The sequence below is a fragment of the Candidatus Magnetaquiglobus chichijimensis genome (assembly GCF_045865675.1).
In the GTDB taxonomy this organism is placed as follows: Bacteria; Pseudomonadota; Magnetococcia; order Magnetococcales; family Magnetaquicoccaceae; genus Magnetaquiglobus; species Magnetaquiglobus chichijimensis.
The window spans coordinates 257,250-282,993 of record NZ_BAAFGK010000005.1 but is presented as its reverse complement, the minus strand read 5'-3'; the positions used below and the strand labels follow the sequence as shown (position 1 = coordinate 282,993).

Sequence of the window (25,744 nt, the reverse complement as noted above, 5' to 3'; positions counted from 1 at the left end):
GTTGGGATGTGCAAAGGGGGTGTGCAAATTGTGTGCCGTTTGGAATTGACGAGAGTCAGATAATCAAAAAACGTAAACCAAACCGAATCTTAATCGATGTTGAAAAGATGACGCCTGGGCATGCGGGGTCCCAGGCGACAAAGAACCTCATAAGGGATGGTCTCCATCCAACCCGCCATCTCCTCGATGCCGATGAACCCGGCGCCATCCGCGCCCAGCAGCGTCACGCGACTGCCGGTGCGACAGGCCGGGATGTCGGTGACATCCGCCAGCGTCAAATCCATGGAGATGCGTCCCACCACGGATGCCTGACGGCCATGCGTCAAAATTTTCGCACGTCCCTTCAGCACCCGGCCATAGCCATCGGCGTACCCCACCGGCAGCAGGGCGATGCGGGAGGGACGGGTGGTGACGAACTCATGACCATACCCCAAGGGCGTTCCCGCCGGCACGTCACGCACCGAGAGTACATGGGTCAGCCAGCGCACCACCGGACGCAATCCGTCGTCTTGCCAGGAGCGGCGCGGATAGAAAGGGGAGGCGCCATAGAGGACGATGCCGGGCCGGACCCAATCGAGGCGTGCCAGCGGCGTGCCGAGCAGGCCGGCGCTGTTGGCCAGGGAGAGGCGCAACCCCTGGCCGCGCGGTCCCAGGGCGTCGAGGGCGGCGCGCAGGGTACGGGCCTGCCCGAGGGTGGTTTCGATTCCCGCCTCCTCGTCGGCGCGCGCCAGATGGGAGAGCACGGAGTCGAGCTTGAGACCCGGCAGTTGATCCAGGGCCGCCACCATCGCCGGCAGTTCGTCGGGAGCGCAGCCGACCCGACCCATGCCGGTGTCGATTTTGACATGCACCGGAAACAGGGGGGCGTCGGCCTCACGCAGACGGCTCAAACGTCGGGCCGCCTCCAGGTCGAAGACCACCGGTTCCAGCTCCAGGGCGAGCACCTGATGTTCGAGTCCCGGTATGAAGCCGGACAACAGCACGATCGGCAGATCGATGCCGGCGGCGCGCAGGGGAATGGCCTCCTCGACCATGGCCACGCAGAAGCCCGCCGCGCCGGCCTCCACCAGGGCGCGCGCCACCGGCACGGCCCCCAGACCATAGGCATTGGCCTTGATCACCGGATAGAGGGCGCAGTCAGGACCGACGCTCCGTCGGGCCACGCCGAAGTTGTGGGCGATGGCGGACAGATCGATCTCCACCCAGGTGGGACGGCCAGGAGAATGGGCGCTCATCGCTCACCCTCCGAGCCCGGAGACGAACTCCGCAGAGGCGTGGTTGTCGAAGCGGGTGAACTGCTTGGAAAAGGTGAGTCGCGCGGTGCCGGTGGGACCGTTGCGCTGCTTGGCGATGATCACCTCGGCCAGACCGGCCAGGGAGGGATCGTTCTCCTTGTAGACCTCCTCGCGATAGACGAACAGCACGATGTCGGCATCCTGCTCGATGGAGCCCGATTCGCGCAGATCCGAGAGGATCGGTCGTTTGTTGGGACGCTCCTCGACCTTGCGCGACAGCTGGGAGAGGGCCAGCACCGGGATGTCCAGCTCCTTGGCCAACCCCTTGAGGCCGCGGCTGATCTGCGAGATCTCCTGCACGCGGTTTTCCATGTCGCCGTCGGCCTGCATGAGCTGGAGATAGTCCACGATCAGCAGCCGGATCCCCTGTTCGCGCTTCAGACGACGCGCCTTGGCGCGCAGGGACATGATGGTCAGGTCCGGGGAGTCGTCGATGAAGAGGGGCGCCCTGGAAAGATCCTGGGCGGCATGGACCAGTTTGTTGTAGTCTTCGTCGCGGATCCGTCCGGTGCGCAGCCCCTGGGCATCGACCCGCGCCGTCGAGGCGAGCATGCGGGTGGTCAGTTGCTCCTTGGACATCTCGAGCGAAAAGACCGCCACCGGCGTCTGATGATCGAGGGCGGCGTTGGCGGCCATGTTCATCACCAGCGAGGTCTTGCCCATGGCCGGACGACCGGCCAGAATCAACAGGTCGGAGCGTTGCAGGCCGGAAAGCAGCCGGTCCAGATCGGTGAAACCGGTCGGTACGCCGGTGACCAGATCCTGTCGGGACATCAACCGTTCGAGCCGTTCGAAGATGGGCGGCAGAATGGATTTGATCTCGGTATAATTGGAACGGCGCCGGGCGCGGTTCTCGCCGACCGAGAAGATCTGCTGCTCGGCGCGATCGAGCATCTCCTCGACGGTGTGGGTGGTGTCGCGGTATACCTCGTCGGCCACGGTCGAGGCGGCATGGGCCAGCGCCCGCATGGTGGCCTTGTCGCGCACCAGATGGGCATAGGCCTTGACATTGGCCGTGGTCGGAACCGTGTCCATGAGACGGGCAAAGTAACCAGCGCCGCCCACCACGTTCAACTCGTTGTTCTTCTCCAGATACTGCTTGAGCAGCACCGGATCCGCCGGATCGCCGCGATCCAGGAGCGACAGCATCGCCTGATAGGCGACCCGGTGGGCGCCGACGTAGAAATCCTCCGGAACCAGGATGTCGGTGATCTGATCCATCACCGTGTTGTCCAGAAGAACCGCGCCGAGCACCGACTGTTCCGCCTCGTGGGAGTAACTCGGACGCCGCGTGGGGGCCTCCTGGACCCCCGCCGGCTCCGGTCGGTCGGTATGATCCTGGTCTGAAACGTCGATGTCGTCGATCAAGGGGGGCTCCGCGGCATGGCTTGGTTGATTGCCGTTCCAAAACGGCTCGGAATGATCCGATCAAGGAGGAAATCATCGTATCACCTTGGATCGATTCGGCATAGGAAGCGTGACGCATGGATAAAAAAGTCGTGTACTCCGGATTGCATCACGGTCACCGGCAACGGTTGCGCCGTCGTTTTCTGGAAGAGGGGTTGGAAGGGTTCGAGGATCACCAGGTGCTCGAGCTGCTGCTGTTCAACGTCCTGCCCCGACAGGATACCAATGCCCTGGCCCATCTGCTGTTGCGCCGCTTCGGCGGACTCTCCGCCGCGCTGGAGGCCGATCCGGCGGATCTGGCCACCATCCCCGGCATGGGGGATGTGGCCGCGGCCTTCCTGACCCTGATCCCTCCCCTGACGCGCCGCTATCTGATCGATCGCGAGGCGCGCGACAAACCCTCCCTCAACGATCCGGCCAAGGCCGCGGCCTATGTGCGCGCCCTGACCGCCGGTCGCACCGAGGAGGTGTTCTACGTGCTCTGCCTGGATCAGCGCGCCCGCCTGCTCTTTCCGGCGCTGCTGGCGCGGGGCACGGTCAACGAGGCCCACGTCCACCCACGGCAGGTGGTCGAGGCGGCGCTGCGCCACAAGGCGGTCGAGGTGATCCTGGCCCACAACCACCCCTCGGGCAACGTCACCCCCTCGGCGGCGGATCGCCATCTGACCCGGATCCTCATCAGCGCCCTGATCCCGATCGGCATCCGCCTGGTGGATCACCTGATCACCGCCGGAGACCGCTGCCTGAGCATGGCCCAGGAGGGAATTCTGGGGGTGTGAGCCATCCCGTTCCCGCTCCCAGGGGTCAGGGGTTGCACGTCGGCTCAAATGCACGGATTATGTAGGCCGATGAACCACCTTATTGATCAGTCGCAGGCGATACACAAAAACAAGGAGGGGGGGATGGCCGAAACGCGGGATGAGGTTTGGACGGTGCCCGAGGATATCGAACGGTTGCTGGCCGAGGGGGGCGACCTGAACGGCCTCGACGTCGAGGGGTGGACCCCGCTGCACCGCGCCATCCAGGAGGGGGCGGTCGAACTGGCCGGACGGCTGCTCGATGCGGGTGCCGCAGTCAACGTCGCCGATCCGCAACAATGGACCCCGCTCCACTGGGTGGCGGTGCGCGGCTTCACCGAGCTGGCCTGGCGACTGCTGGCCCTCGGGGCCGATCCCAACGCCAGCGATCTGGATCGGGAAACGCCCTTGCACTGGGCCGCCTCCTGGGGACACCTGGAGGTGGCGGCCACCCTGCTCAGTGCCGGGGCCGACGTCGATGCCCGGGATCGTCACGGCGAAACCCCACTCTTCCAGGCCAGTCAGGAGGGGGACGAGGCGATGGTGACCCTGTTGCTGGAACGGGGCGCCCAGATCGACGCCCGCAACGCCGATGGCGGTCCGCCCTTGCACTGCGCGGTGTTCCACGGTCACGTCGGGGTGGTCAGGCGGTTGCTCGACCAGGGCGCGGAGGTGGACTCCCGGAATACACTCGGCAAAAGCGCCCTCCACTTCGCGGCCAGTCGCGGTCGGATCGACGAGGCGGCACTCCTTCTCGACCACGGCGCCGGCGTCAACCTCCTGGATCAGGTCGGTCGCTCCCCCCTGACCGTGGCCCGCGAGCATGACCGGGTGGAGATGGCGGACTATCTGCGCAACCGGGGCGGAACCTGACCACCCACCCCAGTCAATGGGGATTTTCTGGCCTGGATTCAACACCACGGCAAATCCAGGCCGATCATGCTTTCTCGCGGCGCGGAGACGAATCGCCATTTTTTTTGCCTTAATTGTACATTATAAATGAGTTATCAAGGCAAACAGATTCTACACGAATTCCATTTTATATTCCATTCCTACATATATCTTTGTGAACACAAGAAAAATAAATTATCAACCATTTGATTTATATGCCTTTATACTCGCAACTTCCACAATTTGCCCCGTGAACGCACCTGCAATAAAACACACAATCAATACATAATAATATTCTAATTTAATCAAAACGCTATGTAGGAATTTTAAATTAGAGGGTTGACAGAAGGCCGCCTGGCATTTCATCCTCTTTCCGGACATTATGTCGCGTTTATAACAGATTTAACGAAATCGTGGCGGCACGGGATATCTCCCAAACCGAATACGAAAGCGGAGGGCGCGCATGGGAATGATCAAAAATCTTCTGGCTGTTCTGGGTCTGATGGCACTGCTCGGCGGGGGCTACGGCTATGCCAAGCTGGCACCCAAACTCAGCCAAATGGATCCGGGCTACATGGGAATGTACACCGAATTCGCCAGCCGGCTGCTCGAAACCCTGGATCCGGGTCTGGCGATGGTGTGGTCCGTGCCGGTGGAAAATCCGGATCTGACCCCGAACGACATCAAGGAGTCGTTGAAAAGCCTCGCCTCGGCCAAGGATTTTCTTTTCGTCGGTGAAGCGCCTTTCTACAAGCAGGTGGAGGCGGTGACCGGCCAGCCCTATCGTCACGTCGAGTTTCTGTCGTTCTGCGACGCCAAGGTGGGCAAAATGATGGCCGACTATCAGGATGCCTACACTGCGTTCATGCCCTGTCGCATCGCCCTGGTGCGCGACAAGCAAGGGAAATTGTGGCTCTATTCCATGAATCTGGACATGATGATCCACGGCGGCAAAACGCTGCCACCCGAACTCAGAAAGGAGGCCTTGAGAGTTCGCAACGTCATCAAGGATCTGATGATCCAAGCCGCCAAGGGAGAGTTTTAGACCTCCCTTTCGGATCGGACAGCGGGACGCCGTTATGATGCGCGCATCGATGGCTGTCACGGGATTTGATTTCCAAAGAAACGACCCAATCAAAATCGGTACAGTGCGGAGGGAGACATGCAACGAAAAAGAATCCACATGTTGGTGCTCGCGGGTGGGTTGCTGGGCGGGATGCTGCTGGCCATGCCCGTGATGGCGGCGGATCCGGCTCCGGCGGCCCCCTCGGCGGCGGATGCCGAAAAGGCGGCCAAGGAGAAGGCTCTGGCCGATGCCGCAGCGGCGGCGCCGGCGGATTCGGCCATGCTGGCCAACACCTGCGCGGGCTGCCATGGCACCAACGGTGTGTCGGCTGGCCCCAGCATGCCGGCGATCGCAGGCATGCCGGCCAAGTATCTCGAGCACATGATGGCCGAGTTCAAGAGCGGCAAGCGTCCCTCCACCATCATGGGTCGCATCGCCAAGGGCTATACCGAGGAAGAGACCAAGCGCATCTCCGATTTCCTCTCCAAGGCCAAGTGGGAACCGGTGAAGAGCGGCCCCAACTCCCTGACCGCCACCAAGGTGGACGATGCCAAGGTCAAGAAGGGCAAAAAGGTGATCGATTCCGCCAAGTGCGGCAAGTGTCACGAGGATGATGGCGTCACCCAGGATGAGGATACCCCGCGCGTGGCCGGTCAATGGGTGGATTACCTGCTGATCAAGATGCAGGATTTCAAGAATACCCAACTGACCGTTCCCCAGCCCGAGAAAATGCAGAAGGCCATCGATAAGCTCTCCGCCGAGGAGCTGGAGAGTGCCGCCCATTTCTACGCTGGCAAAAAATGAGCGAATCCCAGGAGACCATGACCATGATGAATTTCACCCGTAGAGGATTTGTCAAGCTGACCGGCGGTCTCACCGCCCTGGGTCTGGTTTCGGTGCCGAGCCTGTCTGCCTTCGCCTCCGCCAAGAAGCGGGTGGTGGTGGTGGGCGGCGGCTATGGCGGTTCCGTGGCGGCCAAATACATCCGCATGGCGGATCCGAACATTCAGGTCACCCTGATCGAAAAGAACAAGGATTACTACTCCGGCCCGCTCTCCAACTGGGTGGTGGCCGGCTTCCGCAAGCTCGAGGTCCAGAAATGGGGCTACGAGGGGCTCAAGAAGCATGGCATCGAGGTGGTGATCGACGAAGTGACCGCCGTGGATCCGGCTGGCAAGAGCGTGACCACCGCGGGCGGCAAGAAGTTCGAGTATGACCGGCTGATCATGTCGCCGGGTATCGGCTTCAAGGCATTGGAAGGGTATGATGCCGAAGCCATGAAAAAGATGCCCCATGCCTGGATCGCCGGCGAGCAGACCACCCTTCTGACCAAGCAGCTCCAGGAGTTGAAGGATGGCGATCCCTTCGTCATGGTCGCCCCGCCGGATCCGTATCGCTGCCCGCCCGGTCCTTACGAGCGTGCCAGTCTGGTGGCCCACTACCTCAAGAAGAACAAGCCCAAGTCCAAGGTGATCATTCTCGATCCCAAAGACAAATTCTCCAAGATGGGTCTGTTCACCCAGGGTTGGAAGAATCTGTACGGCTACGAGACCGACAAGAGTCTGATCGAGTGGGTTCCCGGCGCCCAGGGTGGCAAAGTGACCCGCGTGGATGCCAAGACCATGACCGTTTACACCGACATGGCCGAGTTCAAGAGTTCGTGCATCAACGTCATCCCGCCGAACAAGGCTGGTGACATTGCCGAGAAGGCCGGTCTGGCCGATGAGAAGGGGTTCTGCCCGATCAATTTCGAGACCTTCGAATCGACCAAGCAGAAGAACATCCATGTGATCGGCGATGCGAGCGCCGCGACCGGTCTGCCCAAGTCCGGCTATGCGGCCAACTCCGAGGCCAAGGTGTGCGCCGCTGCCGTGGTGGCGTTGCTCAACGGCAAGCCGGTGGGGGTTCCTTCGTATGTCAACACCTGCTACAGCCTGATCAGCCCGGATTACGGCATCTCCGTGGCTGGTGTGTACAAGCTGCATGCGGGCAAGATCCTCGAGGTTTCCGGTGGGGTCTCTTCGGACAAGGCTCAGGATTTCATTCGCAAGCAGGAAGCGTTGTACAACGAAAGCTGGTATCAGAGCATCATGGCGGACACGTTCGGCTGAGTCGTTCGACCAGTTGGAAGCAATCGAAAAGCGGGGCGTCAAGCCCCGCTTTTCTTGCATTGGTGGCCAGGCAAGGGTTCTGACATGAGGCGGTTATCTGCCGCATGCAACTCGTCCTGAGTCGTTGCCCGAAAGCGGCAACGACTCAGGACACAATAAGACCGCGCGCTTGCACGATTTTTCGCAAAAAACGCGCAAAATCCCTTGTCATGAAAAGCGCGCGAAAAACAAAAATAAAGGATAAGTCAAAGGCCAAACCTCAGGGCTTCGCCCCGAACCCCACCAGGGGCCATTGGCCCCTGGACCCCGGCAATTTGACCGTGGACCTCCCTGCGTTCCACGGTCGGGAGGTGAAAGGGGTCTCGCACCATCCTGCCAGGTTTCCGGGGCTTTGCCCCGAACCCAGGAGTTGAGGATCCTTGGATACTTTTCCAGAAAAATTTCACTCAAGAACTCGTTACGGATCGACGATTGATTTTCATGATGAAATCTTGAATCACCCCTCTCGAACCAACGGGTCACGTCATGCACGACGGCCACACCAAGGAAAAAATTCTCATTGTCGATGATATTCCCATCAATCTATCGCTGTTGACCGAACTGCTCGCAGATGATTACGACATCATCCAGGCAACCCAGGGTCGCACGGCCCTGGAAAAGGCCATCTCGCACAAACCGGATTTGATCCTGCTGGATGTCATAATGCCGGATATGGACGGTTTCGAGGTGTGCCGGCAACTGAAACAGCACCCCGCGACCCGGACAATTCCAGTCATTTTCGTCACGACCAGAACCGAGGCCGATGACGTCGCGCGCGGCATGTCCCTGGGCGCGGAAGACTACTTCGCCAAACCCTACCGTCCCGCCATCATCAAGGCACGCATCCGCAGCCACATCGAGCGGATCCATGCCCAGGCGAAACTTGCCGAGGAGCAGGCGCGGGATCTCAAGGCGATCCAAGCGCGACTGGCGATCAGCGCGCTGCTGGAGACCTCCCTGGAACCTCTGCCGCTGGAAAAACAGCTGACCGTGGCCCTGGACATCATCCTGACCATCCCCTGGCTGGCCGTGGAGTACAAGGGATCGATCCATCTGTTCAATCCCAACAACCAGCGACTGGAACTGGTGGCCCATCGCAATCTGCCACCGCATCTGCTCACCGCCTGCGCCGCCCTGCGGCTGGGGGCGTGTCTGTGCGGACAGGCGGCCCTCAAGCGCGAGATCGTCTTCAAGAATCAGCTCGACGTGGAACATACCGTCACCTTCACGGGCATGAAACCCCATGGCCATTACTGCACGCCGATTCTCTACCAGGATCAACTCCTCGGTGTGTTGAACCTCTACGTGGCCGCCGGACACCGGCGCCTGCCCGAAGAGGACGCACTGCTGGCCACGCTCTCCAACACCCTGGCCGGCATCATCCGCCATCGTCGCACCGAAAAAGCCCTTCAGGAGGAGCGCTGCTTCATCGCCACCATCCTCGACACCACCTCGGCCCTGGTGATGCTGCTCGATCCGAAGGGGCATGTGATCCGTCACAACGCCGCCTGCGAGGAGCTGACCGGCCTCGGTTCGAGCGAGATCCTGGGCAAGCCGTTCTGGAGCCTGGCCTGGACCCCGGCGAATGAGCAGGAACGGGTCGAGGAGATCATCACCCTCACCGCCGAAGATCCCGCCACGTTGTCCTTCACCGGACGCTGGTTCGGCAAGAATGGACAGGAGCATCACATCTCCTGGACCCTCACCTTTCTCACCGACGCCAACGACGGCTTGAAGAGTTTCCTGGCCACGGGCATCGATGTCAGCGAACGGATCCGCGCCGAGCAGCGGCTGGAGCGCATTGCCCATCACGATGCCTTGACAGGACTGCCCAATCGGCGCCTATTCATGGTATTCTTGCAACAGACCCTGGCCCGGTGCCGACGTTACAACCAGACCACGGTGGTGATGTTCATGGATCTGGACCGGTTCAAGGCGGTCAACGACACCCATGGCCATGACATCGGCGATCTGCTGCTGATCGAATCGGCGCAACGGATCCGGAACAGTCTGCGTGAAAACGACGTCGTGGCCCGTCTCGGCGGGGATGAGTTCACCATCATTCTCGGCGATGAACCGTTGAAACCGGATATCGTCGATATCGTGGCCAAAAAGATCATCACCGCCCTCCAGGCGCCGTTTCATCTGCGCGGGATCGAGTGTCGGATCGGCGCGAGCATCGGTATCAGTCGCTTTCCCACGGATGCCGACAGCGCCGATGAGTTGTTGAAGAAAGCCGATATGGCCTTGTATGCGGTCAAGAAGGCCGGACGGAATCACCATCAGTCGTACCATCCGCGGATGGAGTCCGAGGGAGCTGAAAATTCATGAAAATCGCCCATGTACTCTCGCTTATCATGGCGCTTTTGCTGGTGCTGCTGGCCGGTATCGGCTACAAGCGCTTCACGGGTGACGTGGCGGTCGGCAAGCGGCTGGCCGAAAACAATTGCGGCGTCTGTCACGACATGACCGCAACGCGCAAGCATGGCAAAGGCCCCTATTTGTGGGAGATTCACGGACGTCCGGCGGGCGTGGTCGATTTCCCCTTCAGCGTGGCCTTCCGCAAGTTCGCCGAAGAGAAACCCTTTTTGTGGGATGAGGCCAATCTGGAGCGTTGGCTGATCAACCCGGTGGCATTCATTCCGCAAACCCAAATGGCCAAGCAGACCAAGGATCATCCCGTCTCCTTCGACGGTATTCAAAGCGCGGAAAACCGTCGCGACCTGATTGCCTATCTCAAGAGCCTGCGTTGATGCATCGCGATAAAGGGAATTTTTCCTTGCTCTGTTTGTAAAAATTCGGGTATTCTGATCGAATGGACGTGATCCACTTGCTGTAGTTCAAGGATGACCGATCTTCAATTTTCCTTATCATGGGGGACAGGAAAACAATGTTCGCAAATCTCATCAACTGGCTACGCAAGCCAAGTCCCACTGCCGTGGGTTGGATTCTGGCCATTGGCTTTCTGGGCGGAGCCATCTTCTTTATCGTCTTTCACTTCACCATGAACGCCACCAACTCCATGAGCATCTGCATCTCCTGTCACGAGATGGAAGGTGTCTATCAGGAATACAAAGAGAGCAAGCACTACAACAACCGCATGGGCGTGCGCGCCACCTGCTCGGACTGTCATGTTCCCCACGGCAAGACCTTCGGGGATTGGATCGATAAATTCCTCGCCAAATTGCAGATCGGCAGCAAGGATATCTTCCACCATTTCATGGGTACTTATCCGGACAAACCCGCCTTCGAAAAGTCCCGTTACCCACTGGCCCAGCATGTCCTCGAGAACATGAAGGCCCGGGATTCCAAGGAGTGTCGCGCCTGTCACAACTACGATGCGATGCAGTTTGACGAGCAGGACAAGTCGGCCCAGAAAAAACACAAAAAAGCAATGGAGAATTCGGACAAAACCTGCATCGATTGTCATACGGGCGTGGCGCACAAACTCCCGGAGGAACCGGAGGCCGACGCATCCAAGAAGTGAGCAGGGCTGTAACGCGGGTAGGATGGTTTTAACAACTCGATTCCAGATCGATTCTTGAAAAAAGGAGTGGAGCAGATGGGTATGAATTCCGAGAGCACGCTGACTCGGCGGACTTTCCTGGAGGCCGTGGGTACCACGGGTGCGGTTTGTGTGGCCGCGGGCCTGGTGGGCATGCCATCGCTGGTGCAAGCCGAGGATGCCCCGGCGGTAAACCTGGACGAGCAGGTCGCCAAGGATCTGGGGCCTGGCAAGGTGGCCATGGAGAAGGTGAAAATCGACACGCCGGCCAAGGCGGAGAATGGCGCCCTGGTGCGCATGCCGATCTCGGTCGATCATCCGATGGAGAAGGACAACTACATCAAGGCATTGGCCGTGTATGTGGATGACAATCCCAAGCCATTGGTGGGCAAGTTCGAGTTCACGCCGGAGTCTGGCAAGGCCGAGGTGGAGATGCGCATCAAGATGGCCAAGGCGTCGCAGGTGCGTGCCGTGGCGATGAGCAACAAGGGTGCGTTGTATGGCGCGTATCTGAAGATCGAAGTGGCCGAAGGCGGTTGCGCCGGTTGAGCACCGATCATTACTCTTAGCGATTGGAGACGAACATGGCGGATATCGGAGAGCCCAAGGTACGCGGCCCGGAGAAACCCTTGAAAAAGGGTGATGTGGTGTTGATCAAGACCCTGATCAAGCATCCCATGGAGAGTGGGTTGCGCAAGGACAAGGCGAGTGGCGAGACCATTCCCGCGCATTACATCGAGAGTGTGGTAGCCGAGTATGGTGGGGTTGCGGTGGTGAAGGCGACCTGGACGGGCGCGGTTTCCAAGAATCCCTTTTTCTCGTTCTACATCAAGGCGGACAAGAGCGGTCCGGTGAATGTGACCTGGAAGGACAACAAGGGTCAGGAGTGGAAGGAGAAGGCGGAGATCAAGGTGGAGTAGTTGATCTTGTTTGCCCAAAAAAAGCGCCCCCGAAAGGGGGCGTTTTTTTTGGTGGTGGTGATACAGGTTTCCAACTGTTGCAGGGGACGGGGGACCGAAGGTCCCCGGCGGGGGCGGGGCAGCGCCCCGCGACTTTGATTTTTATGACTTTGCCTTCGCGCGCTCTTCACGATAAGCACTTTTTCGCGATTTTTGCGAAAAAGTGCGCAAGCGCGCGGTCTCATGTGCCCTGAGTCGTTGCCGCTTTTGGGCAACGACTCAGGGCGAATTGCGCACGGCGAGAGCGTTGCATTCGGTGGCCTGTCTGTTTCTGGCCATGTTTGCGGTATTGTTTCGCCAAAAGCGCGAAACGATACCGCAGCCAAGGCGGCGCGCAGCGATTTTCACAAAAGACGTGAAAATCGCTTTTTTGTAGAGCGCGCCAAAGTCAAAGACAAAACCTCGGAGGCGCTGCCTCCGAACCTCCGCCGGGGACCTTCGGTCCCCCGTCCCCTGCAACGGTTATTGTTCGGGACCTTCGGTCCCCCGTCCCCTGCAACGGTTATTGTCCTCCCCTCACCCACCCTTGGGCACGATCTGCACCTTCTCCTGCAACCGCGACAACAACGGCTCAATGTCCTCCGGCGTGCGAATCGCCTGCTGAAACTGCGACCGATAGTTGGCCACCACACTCACCCCCTCGATGATCACATCATCCACCTTCCACTCACCCGAGGTGTTGTGCATGTAATAGGACAACTTGTACTGCTGCCCCTTGGAATGGATCAAACTGTCCACCAAGACCAGATCCTCCGCCTTGGGCACCTCCTTGAGAAACTCCACCCGCTCCCCATCGTACCGCTCGATCATGCTCATGTAGGTGTTCTCGAGCAGACGACGAAACAAATCCGTGAACCGCTGCTGCTGACCCGGCGTGAACTTGCCCCAGGCCCGCCCCACCGCACTCTGCGACATGCGGATGAAATCAAACTCCTGATAGATCACCCTCCGCAACATCTCACGCCGCTCCTCACGCCGCGCGGGCACCGCCAACTCGGGATCCTTGAGGATCAAAAGGGCCTGCTGAACCGAGGCGGCCAGCTTCGCCATGCGCGTCCCCTCCTGGGCCACGGTCACACTCCATACCGACAAAGGCGCCAAGACCACGATCCAAAACAACAGACGGTTGACCATGAAACGCCGCAACATCATTCAACTCCTTGTTCAATAAACATTATTTCACACTGCCGTGAATGAATTGACTGATCAACTCCTCGAAGTTGATCGCCGGTTCGGTCTGCCGGATCACACCGTTGGCAGCCAGATTCTTGGTGGAGGCGCCCGGCGAAATGACGATGTAACGATCACCGATCAACCCCTTGGTGCGCACCGAGGCAATGGCATCCTCCTGGATGGCCACCTCCGGCTGGATCAACATGCGAATGCGCGCCTCGAAATCACCCGTATTCAGCTCAATGCTGTCCACCCGCCCGATGTTGACCCCCGCGATCTCCACCGTGGCACCGGGTTTGAGTCCGGCCACGGAGGTGAACTGGGCGAAAATCGGTACATGCCCGCTACCCACCAACTCCATGCGCGCCAGACGCACGGAAAGCCAAGCCAGAGCGATCAGGCCGGCCAGAACGAAGATGCCCACCGAAAATTCCAATCGCGCGCTTCTCACCGCAGACTCCTTGCAACGTGCATGATGGGGAGAACCCCACCCATGACCCTCCCGAAGGGAAGCGCCATGAAAACCGGCTCGACGGAAAAACCCTCCATGCCGGCAAACCGGCTAAATCACCTGAATCGGACCATCCAACTCGCCGTGAATGAACTGCCTGAGCACCGGATCACGGGATTGCCCGACCTCGCGGGACGGCCCCGAATACAACACCTTTCCCTTGTGCAGGGCGATCACATGATGACACCACTTGAAGATTTCCGGCACCGCGTGACTGATCACCACCATGGTGTAACGGGTGCGCATGTAGGTGTCGCAGATCAGATAGTGGATGGCGTTCTCGATGATCGGATCAAGACCCGCCGTGGGCTCGTCCAGCAGCAGGATCTCGGGATCGGTCACCAGGGCACGCGCCAGGGCAGCCCGTTTCATCATGCCACCGCTCAACTCGTCCGGGAACTTGCGCTCCATGCCGACGAGATTGACCTCTTCCAGACAGCGCATGACCCGAGCATGGATCACGCTTTCCGACAAACGGGTCTTCTCACGCAAGGGAAAGGCCACATTGTCGTGGACATTCAGGGAGTCGAAGAGCGCACCACCCTGGAACAACAGACTGAAACGCCCACGCACACGACTCAATTCACGGTTGGAAAGCTTGCCCAACGGCACGCCACCCACCTTGACCACACCTTGATCGGGTTTCATCAAACCGACCATGTGCTTGAGGATCACGCTCTTGCCGCCACCGCTCATGCCGATGATGGCGGTGACGCGGTTGGCCGGGATGGCCAGATCCACGGCATCGAGCACGCGCCGGCCATCGAGGATCTTGACCACCCCTTCGAGATTGATGACCGGATCCAGGGAGGTATCGACCTGGTAGGACTCACGCTCGCGGGCGAACTGCCGGGAAAGACAGTCGAGGAGGTTGGCCTGGGTGATGTAGCCCATCTCGACCAGGGTGCGACCGACCAGGTGTTCATCGGAAGGGGACTTTTCACCGCCGGTGCGATGGCGTTGCAGGGCCAGGTCGAGTTGCCGCGCGGTGACGCAGCCATTGGCCACGAGCTGCCGACCAAGGGACAAGGGGATCCCATCGGATCCGGAAAGCGGAGCGGAGTCGGTCGGGGAAGCGGGATACGACACGACGGATTCCTTACGCTACAGCATGACCGAAGTGATGAAGTAATCACATACCAGAATCAGCACGGAACTCAGCACCACGGCGGAAGTGGTGGCATGACTGACCCCCTCGGCGCCACGCCGGGTGAAATAACCCTTATAGGTACAGATCCATGTGACGATAAGTCCAAAGCTGACCGATTTGATCAGGCCGGTCACGATGTCGTGCATTTCGACGGAGGATTCGATGCCGCCGAAGAAGGTGCCGGCGCTCATGCCCAGCAGGCGCACGGCGATCAGATACCCTCCCCAGATGCCGATCACGTCGAACAGGACGGTCAACAACGGCAGGACGAGGATTCCGGCCTCGACACGCGGGGTGACGAGGTATTTGAGGGGTTGGATGCCCATGACCTCGAGGGCGTCGATCTGTTCGCGGATGCGCATGATGCCGAGTTCGGCGGTGAGGGCGGAGCCGGCGCGTCCGGTGACCATCAGGCCGGAGAGCACGGGACCGAGTTCGCGGATGATGGAGAGCGCCACCGCCGGACCCAGCAGGGCCTCGGAGCCGAAACGGGCCAGGGTGTAGTAGCCTTGCAGGGCGAGCACCATGCCGGCGAAAACCGCCGTGAGGGCGATGACGAACAGCGAACGAATGCCGATGAAGTGGACCTGTTTCAAGAAGTTGGTCCAGCGGAACGGCGGCATGACGAACGACAGCAGCACCTCCCACAGGAACAGGAACATGCGTCCCAATTCGCGGACCAGTTCCAATGTCAAGGAACCGACATGTCTTACCTGGTCAACCATGACATTCCATATTCCATTAATGGCCAAGTGCGTGAGGGAGAAGGGATTCCAGATTTTTTTGCCGGCATGGCATGCATCAAATGCATTGCAAACTCAAAGATTATCGCCCATCATCTCGGATATTGGCAAGGGAAGAAGGACGATTAAAGAAAATAACCCGAGCAAGGATCAAGACCCATGCATAGACTGTTGCTGATCTGGATGGCCCTGGCATTTCTCTGTTTGCCGAGCCCTGGCGTGGCGGGCAATGAGGCTGTCTCGAACAAGCCCCAAAATGTCGTCGCGGCCATCGACAAGGACGCGAGCAAGTATGCCAACCAAACTCCAACCCTGGATGACGCGCGGTTGGAATCACCCGCGGTTTCCGATCCGCTGGAGCCGTGGAACCGTTTTGTCTATACCTTGAACGATCTGTTCTATCACGGACTGCTCAAGCCGATCGCCATGCTGTATGCCGCCATCCTGCCCGAGCCGGTACGGGTCGCGGTGGGGAATTTCTTCCACAATCTGGCCATGCCCAAACATTTCGTCAGCGCCCTGCTGCAAGGCAAGGTCGATGTCGCCGGTCAGGAACTCTCCCGTTTCATCATCAACACCACCCTGGGTGGACTCGGCTTTTTCGACGTGGCCGAAACCCACTTCAATCTCAAGAGCAGCGACGAGGATATCGGTCAGGCCTTGGGCAATCTCGGGATGGGAGATGCCATCTACATCGAATGGCCGATCATCGGTCCTTCCACCCTGCGCGACTCGATCGGCATGGCCGGGGACGTGCTCATCAATCCGCTCACCTACTATCCGGAAAACCAATGGACCCGTCTGGAGATCTACGGGGTCAAAATGGTCAACCACACCTCCCTGCACCTCGGCGAATACGAGGATCTGCAAAAGGCGGCCATCGATCCCTATATCGCCCTGCGTGATGCCTATCTGCAAATGCGACGCGATCAGATCAAACGCTGACCCGACTTTCTTGGCTCTCCATTCCACCAGGGACCGATCAAGCCCCCCTTTTTCGGTCCCTGGAATCATTTTTGTCAATCATCTTCGAAATCCCGCCCTAATTCCCGTGATACCACGTCCAACCTGATCCGGCTTATCGCGACTTACCTTTAACAAAGCTCGATTTTCTGGCACAATGATCGCTATTCGGATACCGTGAAACCCATTGGGAGCCCTTTTTCTCCCTGTGAGCGTCATTATACCGTGGAACGCCCGAAGAAAGGTCCACGGTCAGGGGGTGAGGGAACTTTCACCCATCATGCAAGATTATTCACGCCATTTCCACTGGAGTAGCCTTCATGAACCGTTCGCGTCCGTTCGTTCGCGCCCTCGGCCTTGTTTTTGGTTTGTTGCTGACCTTCCCCGCATTCGCCGCTGAGTCCCTGGATGAAATTTATGCCATCGCGGACCGCAAGGATTTCGACACAGCCTTGAAACGGTTGAATCTGTTCCTCAACGAGCACCCCCAGGATGCGCAGGGACGCTTTCTGAAAGGGTTGATCCTCACCGAAACCAAGCAACGGGATCAGGCGATCTCGGTGTTCCAGCAGTTGAGCAAGGACTTTCCGGAGTTGCCGGAGCCTTACAACAACCTGGCCGTGCTGTTTGCCGAGCAGGGTCAGTTCGAAAAGGCCCAGGAGGCGTTGAACCAGGCGGTCAAGGCCCATCCCAACTATGCCACCGCGCATGAGAATCTCGGTGATATCCACGCCAAGATGGCCTCCCAGGCCTATGCGCGGGCTTTGAAGCTCAATCCGGGCAACAACGCGCTCACCGGCAAGCTCAACAAGGTCAAAACCCTGTTCACCGAATCCGCCGAGCAACAGCCGGCCAAGCCGGGCCAGGCCAAGGCGCAAGCCGCGGGCAAGAGTTCGCCGCTCAAGGCCGATCCGCCGCCGCCCAAGCCCGCGACCCCGGTCGAGGCGACCCCGGTCAAGCCCGCGACCCCGGTCGAGGCGACCCCGGTCAAGCCTCTGGTCACCGCGCAGGCCGATACCCCGTCCAAGCAGGATCCCGCGCCCGGTGCTGAGAAGGAGAAGGATGGGGAGGCCGAGGGGGTCTCCTCCCCCAAGGGGAACACCGCCGGAACCGATGCAGTCACGAGCGAGCCCCCCGCCAAGGAGGGAGCCGGGGCCGGACCGCGCAAAACCGTCCCCGATTCAGCCAAAATGGCGGATCCGAAATCGATTGACGCGGTGAAACAGGTTGTGCTCGATTGGGCCGGCGCCTGGTCGGCCAAAAAGATCGATCAGTACATCGACGCCTATTCTCCCCGCTTTCAGCCGGTCACCAAGAACCTCAAGAGCCGCGAGGCCTGGGAGAAGAATCGTCGTGAAGTGATCGGCAAGGCCGGGGATATTCACATTCATGTGTCGGATCTACAGATCACCATGCTGACCGATCAGCGTGCCCAGGCCACCTTCCAGCAGAACTACACGGCCAAGAACTATCGGGATCGCGTCAAGAAAACCCTGTCGCTGGAGCGGGAGGGAGAGGCGTGGAAAATCGTGCGCGAGTATGCCGCCAATGAGTGAGGATCCGGAAACCGCCGGATTTCATCAATCCCGGCTCAGGGCCACGGTATCGGCGCATGTGTTGATCCTGGAGCATCCGGCGGGTTCTGCGGAGCGCTCCCGACTGCTGTTGGCCAGGTTGGCCTATCGCGATCATCGTGCCGGAAAGTTGTCGTTTCCGGGTGGCTTCGTGGATCAGGGCGAGGGATTGGAGACCGCCTTGAAACGGGAGGTGTTCGAGGAGATCGGTCTGGAGCTGGGGCAGTGTCGCTATCGGGAGACCGTGCCGTTGCTGCACGTCGAGCCACCCAACGTGGGTTTCATCTTCACCTGCGATCGTTGGAGCGGCTCCCCGGGACCGGTCAGTTGTGAGATCCTGGAGACCCTTTGGGTGGATGAGGAGCAGTTTTGGCAACTGGATCGGGAGGGGCGATTGGCCTATCCACAAATGCGTGATCAGATTCGTCATATTGGCTGGCAGCCTCCGCTCGTCGAGGAGTCCTCCGCGGACCCGGAGCGTGGGCGGTGCATCTGGAGTCGTTCGCTCGGGATGTTGGCGGCGTTGGCATTGGGTGGCATGGTGACCGCGACGCCGGTTTGGGCGGATGATGTCCCTGCCCCGCCGGGTGATCCTTCCGCTCAGGAGAATCTCGAGAAGGCGCGCGAGCATCTGATGGATGCCATGCGGGCTTTGGGCAAGGCTGGGCGTCAGACCTACGACGAGCAGATGCCGACGTTCAAGGAGAAGGCGGGCGAGGCGCTCGAGGAGACGCAACGGAAGTTGAAGGAGATGCGGGAGCAGTTGCCCGAGCAGTTGGAGAAGATCAAACCCAATTTGCCGGAGTCGGGTGGTGACGGCAAGTCGGACAAGAGGAAGGAGCCGGAGGGGGAGAAGTCCGCGCCGGGCACGACGCAGATTTGACCGGTGGGGCCAGAGGAATCAGGGAGAAGTCCGCGCCGGGCACGACGCAGATTGGACCGGTGGGGCCAGAGGAATCGGAGGGACCGGTCCGACGGATCCAGTCATCACGGGAGACGGGGGGGGGGCGATTATCGCCCCCGATAGAGTAGCGCCTTGGCGCGGTGTCCTGCGACCCGTTTCCAATACCCCCTCATCGAACCGTGCTTACGGTTTTCCCGTACACGGCTCTCCGATCCCCCACAAACGTTTCTACCCCGCCTGCCCATCAGGCCGCGCTGTCACCAACATGGGTACGATCAACAAAACGAAACTCAAATAAGCCCCGATCCACAACCCCCCAGCCACCAGCACCGCCCCTTCGGGCCACCAGAACGGCCCCACCACGCGCGCAATCGCGGCACCCGTCATGCTCAAAAACGCCGTGGTCAACAATCCAGAAGCCTCGGGAACCCGCCCGGTATGCGTCAAGGCCACCCGCCCCATGATCCCGAGCGTGAAAAGTCCCATGGCACCCACGGTCAAGGCATGCAACGCGGTGGACTCATCCAGCCCGACACCCAGCCGCGCCGCGCCACGCAGAACCAAACCAACCACCAGCCACAAATAGCCCAAATGCAAGACCCACAATAAAGGCGTGGAGACTGTTTTCCACCCATGCCAACGACTCAGACGCACCCCCTGCACCAACCCGGCAACCACAAAAATCCACCCCACCCCCGCCTGCACGGTCCAAAACAGATCCGCCACCACCACGCCGGTCAAGGTCACGACCCCGGCAATCTCCAACGGCACCGAAATGGCAAAGGTCGGCTCTTCGCCACGCTGTCGCAACGCGTCACGGGTGAACATCGGCATGATGTGACCACCGGTCATGGCCAAAAAGAAGACGATCCCGTTGATGCCGAGCATCAGCCCCACACGGGCACTCTCCCCATGCCAACCCAAGGCCTCGAGATGGGTCAGCAGGTCACCCAGGGCGAGCAAGGCCAGAATCGGCGGAAAGATGCGATGGACCCGATTGCCGGTGTTCCACATGGTCGGGGTGAGAAAAAGCAGCATGCCGAAATAGAAAAAGGCATCGGCCAAAGCCGGGATCCATGCCGGCAGGCAGCAACCCAACACCACCCCGAGCCGCGCCAGGAGCCAGGCGGAAGCCAGGGTGATCAGAGGCAGCCCGGTCATGGGCGGGGTTTTGGACCAGACCGGGGTGGCGGTCAACAGGAATCCCGCCGCCGCCGCGCCGACAAACCCGAACAACAGCTCATGACCGTGCAGATGCGCGGAGGACCACGGGGATGGGAGGGAGAGGAGCCCGGTGAGCATCGCCAGCCACATGACCATGGCACCCACGGACCAAAGGGCGGCCACGGTGAAGAAAATGCGAAACCCTTGGACAAAAAGCATCCGAAGCCAACCGAAAGCGGATGAACGGGGCAAAAGTTTCAAGGGGCACTCTCCATTCCAAGGAAAATTTTTCCAGGGTGGGGATCCCGAAGCAGACCCGATCCACGCCCTGATCAAAAATCGTGACCGTCACGGGAAAACAGAAGATCGCCGTTCCCACGGTCAGAATAGACGAGGGGTCAACGATCCCGCAACCGTGACGTGGACGATTTTTTCAACGGAATGACACGCTTGGACAAGCCTGGGGAGCCAAAGTTCGCCGGAGTGTGGACGTTCTTTGGATGTAGAGGGCCGTGGTTGGGCTTGGAGCCGGGGGCCAGGGGTGTGAGGCTTGGACGCGACGCTCCCCTCGCTGGGAAGCGAGGGGGGCGATCGGCGCGGCGATCAGGAGGCGACCGGATTCATCAGGCGCTGCTGGGCCGCCGCCGAGAGGGTGACGCGATAGGCGCCGGAACGCACCTGCGGAATGACCGGATCACCCAGGGTGGGAGCGGTCTTTTCGCGGGTCTGGGCAACAACGGTTTTCGCTTCTTTATCGCGGGTTTGTTGTTGCAGTTGCGTGGCGGTTTGCACGGCGCGTTGGATCAGGAAACCGGCGGCAGAGAGAATGTCCATGTAGCAGCTCCTTATCAAAGCATCAGGAGAAAGTTGATCGTCGAGTCCAATCATTCTGTGGACGGGGCGAAGGTTCACCGCCGTCGTTGAAAAATATCAAGCAACTTGCATGCCAATAGATCCTTCCAGCTTCCTCAGATTGCCCATCACCCGGAACCAAAAATAGTGCTTGACATCTCCCTCGGTTCCGATTAGGATCCCGCGCTTATTCCCCGATAGCTCAGTCGGTAGAGCAGCTGGCTGTTAACCAGCTTGTCCCTGGTTCGAGTCCGGGTCGGGGAGCCAAAATCAGCACTCGGTCCATTCGGGCCGGGTGCTTTTTTTTTGGGTTCGTTTGCCGGGTGCTTTTTTTGGGTTCGTTTGCCGGGTGCTTTTTTTTGGGTTCGTTTGCCGGGTGCTTTTTTTGGGTTCGTTTGCCGGGTGCTTTTTTTTGGGTTCGTTTGCCGGGTGCTTTTTTGGTTCCATCTGAAATCTTCGCTTTTGCCGTCCTCGGCAACGGCCCTTGTATCCGATCTTTGTCATGTTGCGCGTGATCCTCTATCAACCCGAAATCCCCCAGAACGCCGGCGCGGTGTTGCGCACCTGCGCGGCCACCGGTTCGGAGCTGCATCTGATCGGACCGCTCGGGTTTCGACTGGATTCCGCCGGGATTCGCCGCGCTGGCATGGATTACCGGGAGTGGGCCATGGTGCGGCGGTGGGACGACTGGTCCGCGTTCGAGGCCGGCCTGCCGGAGGGGGCGCGTCTGTGGGCGGCCACCACCAAGGCGCGCCGCTCCCATGTCGAAGCCCGGTTCGGGCCGGAGGATTGGCTGCTGTTCGGTCCCGAGGGGAGCGGCTTGCCCGAGGGGATTCTGACCCGATTTTCCGAACACGCGCTTCGGATTCCCATGCAGCCGAGAACACGCAGTCTCAATCTGGCGCAGAGCGTGGCGGTGGTTCTTTACGAGGCGTTGCGGCAGAACGGATTTCCGGATATGCGTTGATTTTTCGGATCAACCCCCTCACCTGACTGGACACCTGGCATGTGCGGCATCATCGGTCTGTTCTCCCCCCACGCCAAGACCGTCTGGCCTGCGGCCCAGCGTGCCGCCATGGTGGCCGCCCTGGCCCATCGCGGTCCGGACGGTCATGGCGAATACACCCTGCCCGGCCTGTTCCTGGGTCACACCCGGTTGGCGGTGCTGGATCTCTCTCCGGCGGGACGGCAGCCCATGGTCTCCCCGGACGGTCGATTCTCGATGGTCTTCAATGGGGAGATCTACAACTTCCAGGCCCTGCGCGCCGACCTCGAGCAGCGTGGCCACCTCTTCACCACCCGCACCGACACCGAAGTGCTGCTGGCCGCCTGGCGGGAGTGGGGTGCGACGTGTCTGGAAAAACTCGACGGGATCTTCGCCTTCGCCATCCACGATCGCCACGAGCAGACCCTGGAGCTGGTGCGCGATCATCTTGGGGTCAAGCCGCTTTTTTACTGGAACGACGGCGGCCAGACCTGGGCCTTTGCCTCCGAGCCCCTGGCGATGTTCGGTCCGATCATCCCCCTGCCCGACATCGACCCCGCGGATCTGGACCGTTATTTCACCTATCAGTATGTTCCGGCGCCGGGTTCCGGCCTGCGCGGGGTGGCGCAATTGCCGCCCGGCCACCGGTTGACCCTTTCAGCGGGTGGGGCGCATCTGAGCCGTTATTGGCAACTCCCCTGCCCACCCGTCACCCGACCCTGGGACATGGAACGGGTGGAGGAGTTCGCGGAACTGGCGCGCCATGCCGTGCGCCGGCAATTGGTTTCGGATGCGCCGCTGGGTCTGTTCCTCTCCGGCGGATTGGATTCGACCAGCGTGGCCTTGGCCGTTCAGCAGGCCGGGCAGCATCCCACCGCCTTTACCCTGGGTTTCGACCAACCCCGCTTCGACGAACGGCCCGCAGCCCGCGACTTTGCCCAGACCCTGGGCATGGAGATGCATTCCGAAGCCTTTGTCTGGTCCAACGAGGAGATCCTGACCACGTTGGGGGCGATGCGCGAGCTGGCCGCCGATGCTTCGTTGTTCCCGACCCATCAACTGGCGCGTCTGGCGCGTCGGGAGGTGACGGTGATTCTGGCCGGGGATGGCGGCGACGAATTGTTGGCCGGATACGACACCTACAAGGCGGGTCTGATCACCCCCTGGATCCACAAGATCCCCGCGCCAGCCCGAGCGATGGGGTTGTTTCTCACCCGGTTCCTGCCCGCGGACGATGCGCGCTACAGTTCGCGTCTGGTGGCCGAACGGTTGTTGTTGGCCGGGGCCGAGGGTCCGCGGCGTGATCATGCCGCGTTCCGGCGCATCTTTCCGGATGCTCTCAAGGCGCGTCTTTACGAACCGGAGTTCGCCCGCGCGGTGCAAGATGTCGATCCGGTCGGGGAGTATGTGGCCTTGATGGAGGGCGTGCCTGGTGAGCGTTCCGAGGTGACGGCGCGTCAGTATGCGGATCTTCATCACTTTCTGCCGAGTGTTCTGGCCAAGGTGGATCGCATGAGCATGGCCACCGGTTTGGAGGTGCGGGTTCCGTTGTTGGATCGGGCGTTGGTGGAGTTCTGTTTCCAGTTGCCGGACGAGGCCAAGCGGCACAACGGTCGCGGCAAGCGGATCATGCGGGAGATGTTGCGTGGTCAGGTGCCGGCGGGGCATCTCGACCGGCCCAAGGCGGGATTTTTACCGCCGGTGGATGGTTGGTTTCGCAAGCCTGGGCCGATGTTCGACATTTTTCAGCAGCATTTGCGGTGGGCGCGGCAGGCGGCGTTGGGGTGGTTGCGGTGGGACGAGGTGGAGAAGATGTGGCGTGAGCACCAGGTCGGGCGGTTGAATGTGGGGTTTGCGTTGTTGGTGATTCTGCAATTCATCAATTGGCGGGCGCGGATGCGGAGTTAACTGTCGCAGGAGACGGGGGACCGAAGGTCCCCGGCTTTTTTAAGTGCGGAGGCAGCGACTCCGAAGTTTCTCCTTTGCCTTTGGCGCGCTCTTCCGTCCTACTTCCGCCACTTCATCCGGGAAAAAATCCCCTTCAATTTCGGCAGGGTCCGTTTGGCCTCGGGACCGATCAACACCACCCCCAACCGCTCCGGATGCAACAACCCTCCGGCAAACCCCGGCAGACTCCCTGGATCCAGGGCACTGGCATGCCGCCAGGTCTCCTCCAACGGTTCGGCGGCATCGAACAGCAGATCCCCCACATAGCGCTCGATCAGGTCTGATGGCCGATCCAGGTTCACCAGCAACGCGGCCCGCCAGCGCACCAGCAACCGTCGCCACTCTTCCCGGGTCGGAGGGGCCTGCATCAAGGTTCCCAACTGTTCGAACAGCACCTGGAACCCCTCCTCCAGATGATCCGGGGAGAGCGTGGCCCCCACCTCCAGATAACCGGCATCCGAATGGGTGGTATAGGCCGACCAGACATCATAGGCCAAGCCGTGCCGTTCCCGGACCACGGCCTGCAAGCGCGACGAGAAGCCATCGTCGAGGAGGCGTCGCAACGCCGCCGTGGCGTGATAGCCGGGATCCCGGAAACCGGCGGTGCGGAAAAAGAGCGACAACGAAAACTGCGATCCCTGATCGTCCACCGCCACCCAGTGGGGACCGGAGGGGATCACCCGTGGCGGAACGGTCGTCGTGTCGCCACCAGGGGGGATGGTCCCCAGTGTGGCCTCGGCCAGTTCCAGGGCCTGACGCGGTTCGATGGGTCCGCAGAAGGCCAGGGCCATGTTGCCGGCCCGATAGTGACGCGCCAGATAATCGCGCAGTGCCGGCAGCTGGATGCGCCCCACGGTCTCGCGGGTGCCGAGCACCGAGCGGGCCAGAGGATGGCCGGGCCAGAAGGCCTGGCTGGCCAGGATCGACGAGACCACCAGCTCCCCTTGATCGTTTTCGTCCTCGCGCATCTCCTCCAGGATCACCCGTCGTTCGGTTTCGATCTCCGAGAGCGCCGGGCGGGTGAACATGTCGCAAAAGGCGTGAAACCCTTCTTGCAGCCACTCGGCGGGCAGGGTGATCCAGTAGGCGTTGGTTTCCTGGCCTGTGGCGGCGTTCATGTCTGCGGCCATGGACTCCAGGTGGGCGTGAAAGCGGGTCGGATCCGGGATCGATTCAGAACCCTTGAAGAGCATGTGTTCCAGAAAATGGGCGATACCGGCCTGATCCGGCTCTTCGAAGCGGCTTCCGGCGCGCACCATCAGGGTGGCGCCCACTTCGTGCAGCCACGGCATGGGAAACACCCCGACCGTCAAGCCGTTGTTCAGACGGAAAAGTTCATGATGCGGATCCGGGATGGGCGGTGTGACGGTTGGGTTGGCGGGCATGCGCCGTGTTCTCCATGCGTTGCAAGCGTTCGGTCAGGTTTGGGATGTGTATCGTATCGACGGGTCGTTCATGACGATTCAGTTCCCGGAAAACTGCTGGGGTCCAGGGGCCAGTGGCCCCTGGTAGGATCCAAGGGCAAAGCCCTTGGTGGGATCCAAGGGCAAAGCCCTTGGTGGGATCCAAGGGCAAAGCCCTTGGTGGGATCCAAGGGCAAAGCCCTTGGTGGGATCCAAGGGCAAAGCCCTGGGACTTGTTTTTTTGATTTTTTTCGCGCGCTTTTCACGATAAGCCCTTTTTCGCGTCGTTTGCGAAAAAGGGCGCA

General features: G+C 60.4%; 26 protein-coding genes and 1 tRNA gene. 18 read left to right on the top strand and 9 right to left on the bottom strand.

Going from position 1 to position 25,744, the window contains the following annotated elements; all coding sequences use genetic code 11:
* Nucleotides 1-89: 89 nt before the first annotated feature.
* Both alr and dnaB read right to left on the bottom strand, forming a co-directional pair.
* On the bottom strand, nucleotides 90-1,235 hold the full coding sequence (gene alr, locus ACOY6C_RS15125; RefSeq protein WP_420906354.1) for an alanine racemase: 1,146 nt from the start codon (nucleotides 1,233-1,235) through the stop codon (nucleotides 90-92).
* 3 nt (nucleotides 1,236-1,238) lie between these two features.
* Nucleotides 1,239-2,663 (bottom strand): replicative DNA helicase, encoded by a 1,425-nt coding sequence (gene dnaB / locus ACOY6C_RS15120; RefSeq protein WP_420906353.1) that lies wholly within the window; start codon nucleotides 2,661-2,663, stop codon nucleotides 1,239-1,241.
* A 116-nt stretch (nucleotides 2,664-2,779) separates the two neighbouring features.
* On the opposite strand from dnaB, the gene radC reads away from it, so the two are divergent.
* From radC to soxZ, 10 genes are all read left to right on the top strand, one after another.
* Nucleotides 2,780-3,481: a RadC family protein gene (gene radC, locus ACOY6C_RS15115; RefSeq protein ID WP_420906352.1), complete on the top strand. Its 702-nt coding sequence runs from the start codon at nucleotides 2,780-2,782 to the stop codon at nucleotides 3,479-3,481.
* 69 nt (nucleotides 3,482-3,550) lie between these two features.
* Entirely contained in the window at nucleotides 3,551-4,372 is an 822-nt protein-coding gene (locus ACOY6C_RS15110; RefSeq protein ID WP_420906351.1) for an ankyrin repeat domain-containing protein, read from the top strand.
* 481 nt (nucleotides 4,373-4,853) lie between these two features.
* On the top strand, nucleotides 4,854-5,435 hold the full coding sequence (locus ACOY6C_RS15105) for a DUF302 domain-containing protein (RefSeq protein WP_420906350.1): 582 nt from the start codon (nucleotides 4,854-4,856) through the stop codon (nucleotides 5,433-5,435).
* A gap of 117 nt (nucleotides 5,436-5,552) precedes the next feature.
* Nucleotides 5,553-6,260, top strand: coding sequence for a c-type cytochrome (locus ACOY6C_RS15100; protein WP_420906349.1), 708 nt, complete (start codon nucleotides 5,553-5,555; stop codon nucleotides 6,258-6,260).
* A 23-nt stretch (nucleotides 6,261-6,283) separates the two neighbouring features.
* Nucleotides 6,284-7,567, top strand: coding sequence for an FCSD flavin-binding domain-containing protein (locus tag ACOY6C_RS15095; RefSeq protein ID WP_420906348.1), 1,284 nt, complete (start codon nucleotides 6,284-6,286; stop codon nucleotides 7,565-7,567).
* Nucleotides 7,568-8,092: 525 nt separating this feature from the next.
* Nucleotides 8,093-9,937, top strand: coding sequence for a diguanylate cyclase domain-containing protein (locus ACOY6C_RS15090; protein WP_420906347.1), 1,845 nt, complete (start codon nucleotides 8,093-8,095; stop codon nucleotides 9,935-9,937).
* Nucleotides 9,934-10,359 (top strand): c-type cytochrome, encoded by a 426-nt coding sequence (locus ACOY6C_RS15085; RefSeq protein ID WP_420906346.1) that lies wholly within the window; start codon nucleotides 9,934-9,936, stop codon nucleotides 10,357-10,359. Before ACOY6C_RS15090 ends, ACOY6C_RS15085 begins: the two co-directional genes overlap by 4 nt.
* Before the next feature lie 137 nt (nucleotides 10,360-10,496).
* The gene (locus ACOY6C_RS15080; protein ID WP_420906345.1) at nucleotides 10,497-11,093 is read left to right on the top strand and encodes a NapC/NirT family cytochrome c; all 597 of its coding nucleotides are present in this window, start codon (nucleotides 10,497-10,499) and stop codon (nucleotides 11,091-11,093) included.
* Between the two features lie 75 nt (nucleotides 11,094-11,168).
* A complete protein-coding gene (locus ACOY6C_RS15075; RefSeq protein ID WP_420906344.1) occupies nucleotides 11,169-11,660 on the top strand; it encodes a thiosulfate oxidation carrier protein SoxY in 492 nt (163 codons plus the stop codon).
* Between the two features lie 35 nt (nucleotides 11,661-11,695).
* Nucleotides 11,696-12,031 (top strand): thiosulfate oxidation carrier complex protein SoxZ, encoded by a 336-nt coding sequence (gene soxZ, locus ACOY6C_RS15070; RefSeq protein WP_420906343.1) that lies wholly within the window; start codon nucleotides 11,696-11,698, stop codon nucleotides 12,029-12,031.
* A gap of 555 nt (nucleotides 12,032-12,586) precedes the next feature.
* Here the strand turns inward: soxZ and ACOY6C_RS15065 are convergent.
* From ACOY6C_RS15065 to ACOY6C_RS15050, 4 genes are all read right to left on the bottom strand, one after another.
* Nucleotides 12,587-13,222 carry a Tgt2/MlaC family protein gene (locus tag ACOY6C_RS15065; protein WP_420906342.1) on the bottom strand — a complete coding sequence of 212 codons (636 nt, stop codon included), beginning with the start codon at nucleotides 13,220-13,222 and terminating at the stop codon, nucleotides 12,587-12,589.
* Nucleotides 13,223-13,244: 22 nt separating this feature from the next.
* Nucleotides 13,245-13,694 (bottom strand): outer membrane lipid asymmetry maintenance protein MlaD, encoded by a 450-nt coding sequence (mlaD, locus tag ACOY6C_RS15060; protein ID WP_420906341.1) that lies wholly within the window; start codon nucleotides 13,692-13,694, stop codon nucleotides 13,245-13,247.
* A 111-nt stretch (nucleotides 13,695-13,805) separates the two neighbouring features.
* On the bottom strand, nucleotides 13,806-14,843 hold the full coding sequence (locus tag ACOY6C_RS15055; protein ID WP_420906340.1) for an ABC transporter ATP-binding protein: 1,038 nt from the start codon (nucleotides 14,841-14,843) through the stop codon (nucleotides 13,806-13,808).
* Nucleotides 14,844-14,858: 15 nt separating this feature from the next.
* Nucleotides 14,859-15,629 (bottom strand): MlaE family ABC transporter permease, encoded by a 771-nt coding sequence (locus ACOY6C_RS15050; RefSeq protein ID WP_420906339.1) that lies wholly within the window; start codon nucleotides 15,627-15,629, stop codon nucleotides 14,859-14,861.
* On the opposite strand from ACOY6C_RS15050, the gene ACOY6C_RS15045 reads away from it, so the two are divergent.
* The 4 genes from ACOY6C_RS15045 (at nucleotide 15,609) to ACOY6C_RS15030 (ending at nucleotide 19,067) form a co-directional block, all read left to right on the top strand.
* Nucleotides 15,609-15,776: a hypothetical protein gene (locus ACOY6C_RS15045; RefSeq protein WP_420906338.1), complete on the top strand. Its 168-nt coding sequence runs from the start codon at nucleotides 15,609-15,611 to the stop codon at nucleotides 15,774-15,776. The two genes, ACOY6C_RS15050 and ACOY6C_RS15045, sit on opposite strands and share 21 nt — an antisense overlap.
* Nucleotides 15,777-15,806: 30 nt before the next feature.
* Entirely contained in the window at nucleotides 15,807-16,592 is a 786-nt protein-coding gene (locus tag ACOY6C_RS15040) for an MlaA family lipoprotein (RefSeq protein ID WP_420906337.1), read from the top strand.
* Between the two features lie 338 nt (nucleotides 16,593-16,930).
* A complete protein-coding gene (locus ACOY6C_RS15035) occupies nucleotides 16,931-18,166 on the top strand; it encodes a L,D-transpeptidase Cds6 family protein (protein ID WP_420906336.1) in 1,236 nt (411 codons plus the stop codon).
* The gene (locus ACOY6C_RS15030) at nucleotides 18,159-19,067 is read left to right on the top strand and encodes an NUDIX domain-containing protein (protein ID WP_420906335.1); all 909 of its coding nucleotides are present in this window, start codon (nucleotides 18,159-18,161) and stop codon (nucleotides 19,065-19,067) included. Before ACOY6C_RS15035 ends, ACOY6C_RS15030 begins: the two co-directional genes overlap by 8 nt.
* Nucleotides 19,068-19,316: 249 nt before the next feature.
* Here ACOY6C_RS15030 and ACOY6C_RS15025 read toward each other — a convergent pair whose 3' ends face one another.
* Nucleotides 19,317-20,408 (bottom strand): NnrS family protein, encoded by a 1,092-nt coding sequence (locus ACOY6C_RS15025; RefSeq protein WP_420906334.1) that lies wholly within the window; start codon nucleotides 20,406-20,408, stop codon nucleotides 19,317-19,319.
* Between ACOY6C_RS15025 and ACOY6C_RS15020 the strand changes: the two genes are divergently transcribed.
* Nucleotides 20,383-20,697: a hypothetical protein gene (locus ACOY6C_RS15020; RefSeq protein WP_420906333.1), complete on the top strand. Its 315-nt coding sequence runs from the start codon at nucleotides 20,383-20,385 to the stop codon at nucleotides 20,695-20,697. The genes ACOY6C_RS15025 and ACOY6C_RS15020 overlap by 26 nt on opposite strands.
* A gap of 158 nt (nucleotides 20,698-20,855) precedes the next feature.
* On the opposite strand, the gene ACOY6C_RS15015 is transcribed toward ACOY6C_RS15020, so the two are convergent.
* Nucleotides 20,856-21,086 (bottom strand): hypothetical protein, encoded by a 231-nt coding sequence (locus tag ACOY6C_RS15015; protein WP_420906332.1) that lies wholly within the window; start codon nucleotides 21,084-21,086, stop codon nucleotides 20,856-20,858.
* A 209-nt stretch (nucleotides 21,087-21,295) separates the two neighbouring features.
* Between ACOY6C_RS15015 and ACOY6C_RS15010 the strand changes: the two genes are divergently transcribed.
* From ACOY6C_RS15010 to asnB, 3 genes are all read left to right on the top strand, one after another.
* Nucleotides 21,296-21,371 (top strand) — tRNA-Asn (locus tag ACOY6C_RS15010).
* Nucleotides 21,372-21,606: 235 nt separating this feature from the next.
* Nucleotides 21,607-22,071 (top strand): tRNA (cytidine(34)-2'-O)-methyltransferase, encoded by a 465-nt coding sequence (locus ACOY6C_RS15005; protein WP_420906331.1) that lies wholly within the window; start codon nucleotides 21,607-21,609, stop codon nucleotides 22,069-22,071.
* Between the two features lie 39 nt (nucleotides 22,072-22,110).
* Complete coding sequence (gene asnB, locus ACOY6C_RS15000) at nucleotides 22,111-23,997, top strand: asparagine synthase (glutamine-hydrolyzing) (RefSeq protein WP_420906330.1); 1,887 nt, start codon at nucleotides 22,111-22,113, stop codon at nucleotides 23,995-23,997.
* A gap of 98 nt (nucleotides 23,998-24,095) precedes the next feature.
* Here asnB and ACOY6C_RS14995 read toward each other — a convergent pair whose 3' ends face one another.
* Nucleotides 24,096-25,421: a M16 family metallopeptidase gene (locus ACOY6C_RS14995; protein ID WP_420906329.1), complete on the bottom strand. Its 1,326-nt coding sequence runs from the start codon at nucleotides 25,419-25,421 to the stop codon at nucleotides 24,096-24,098.
* Nucleotides 25,422-25,744 lie beyond the last annotated feature (323 nt).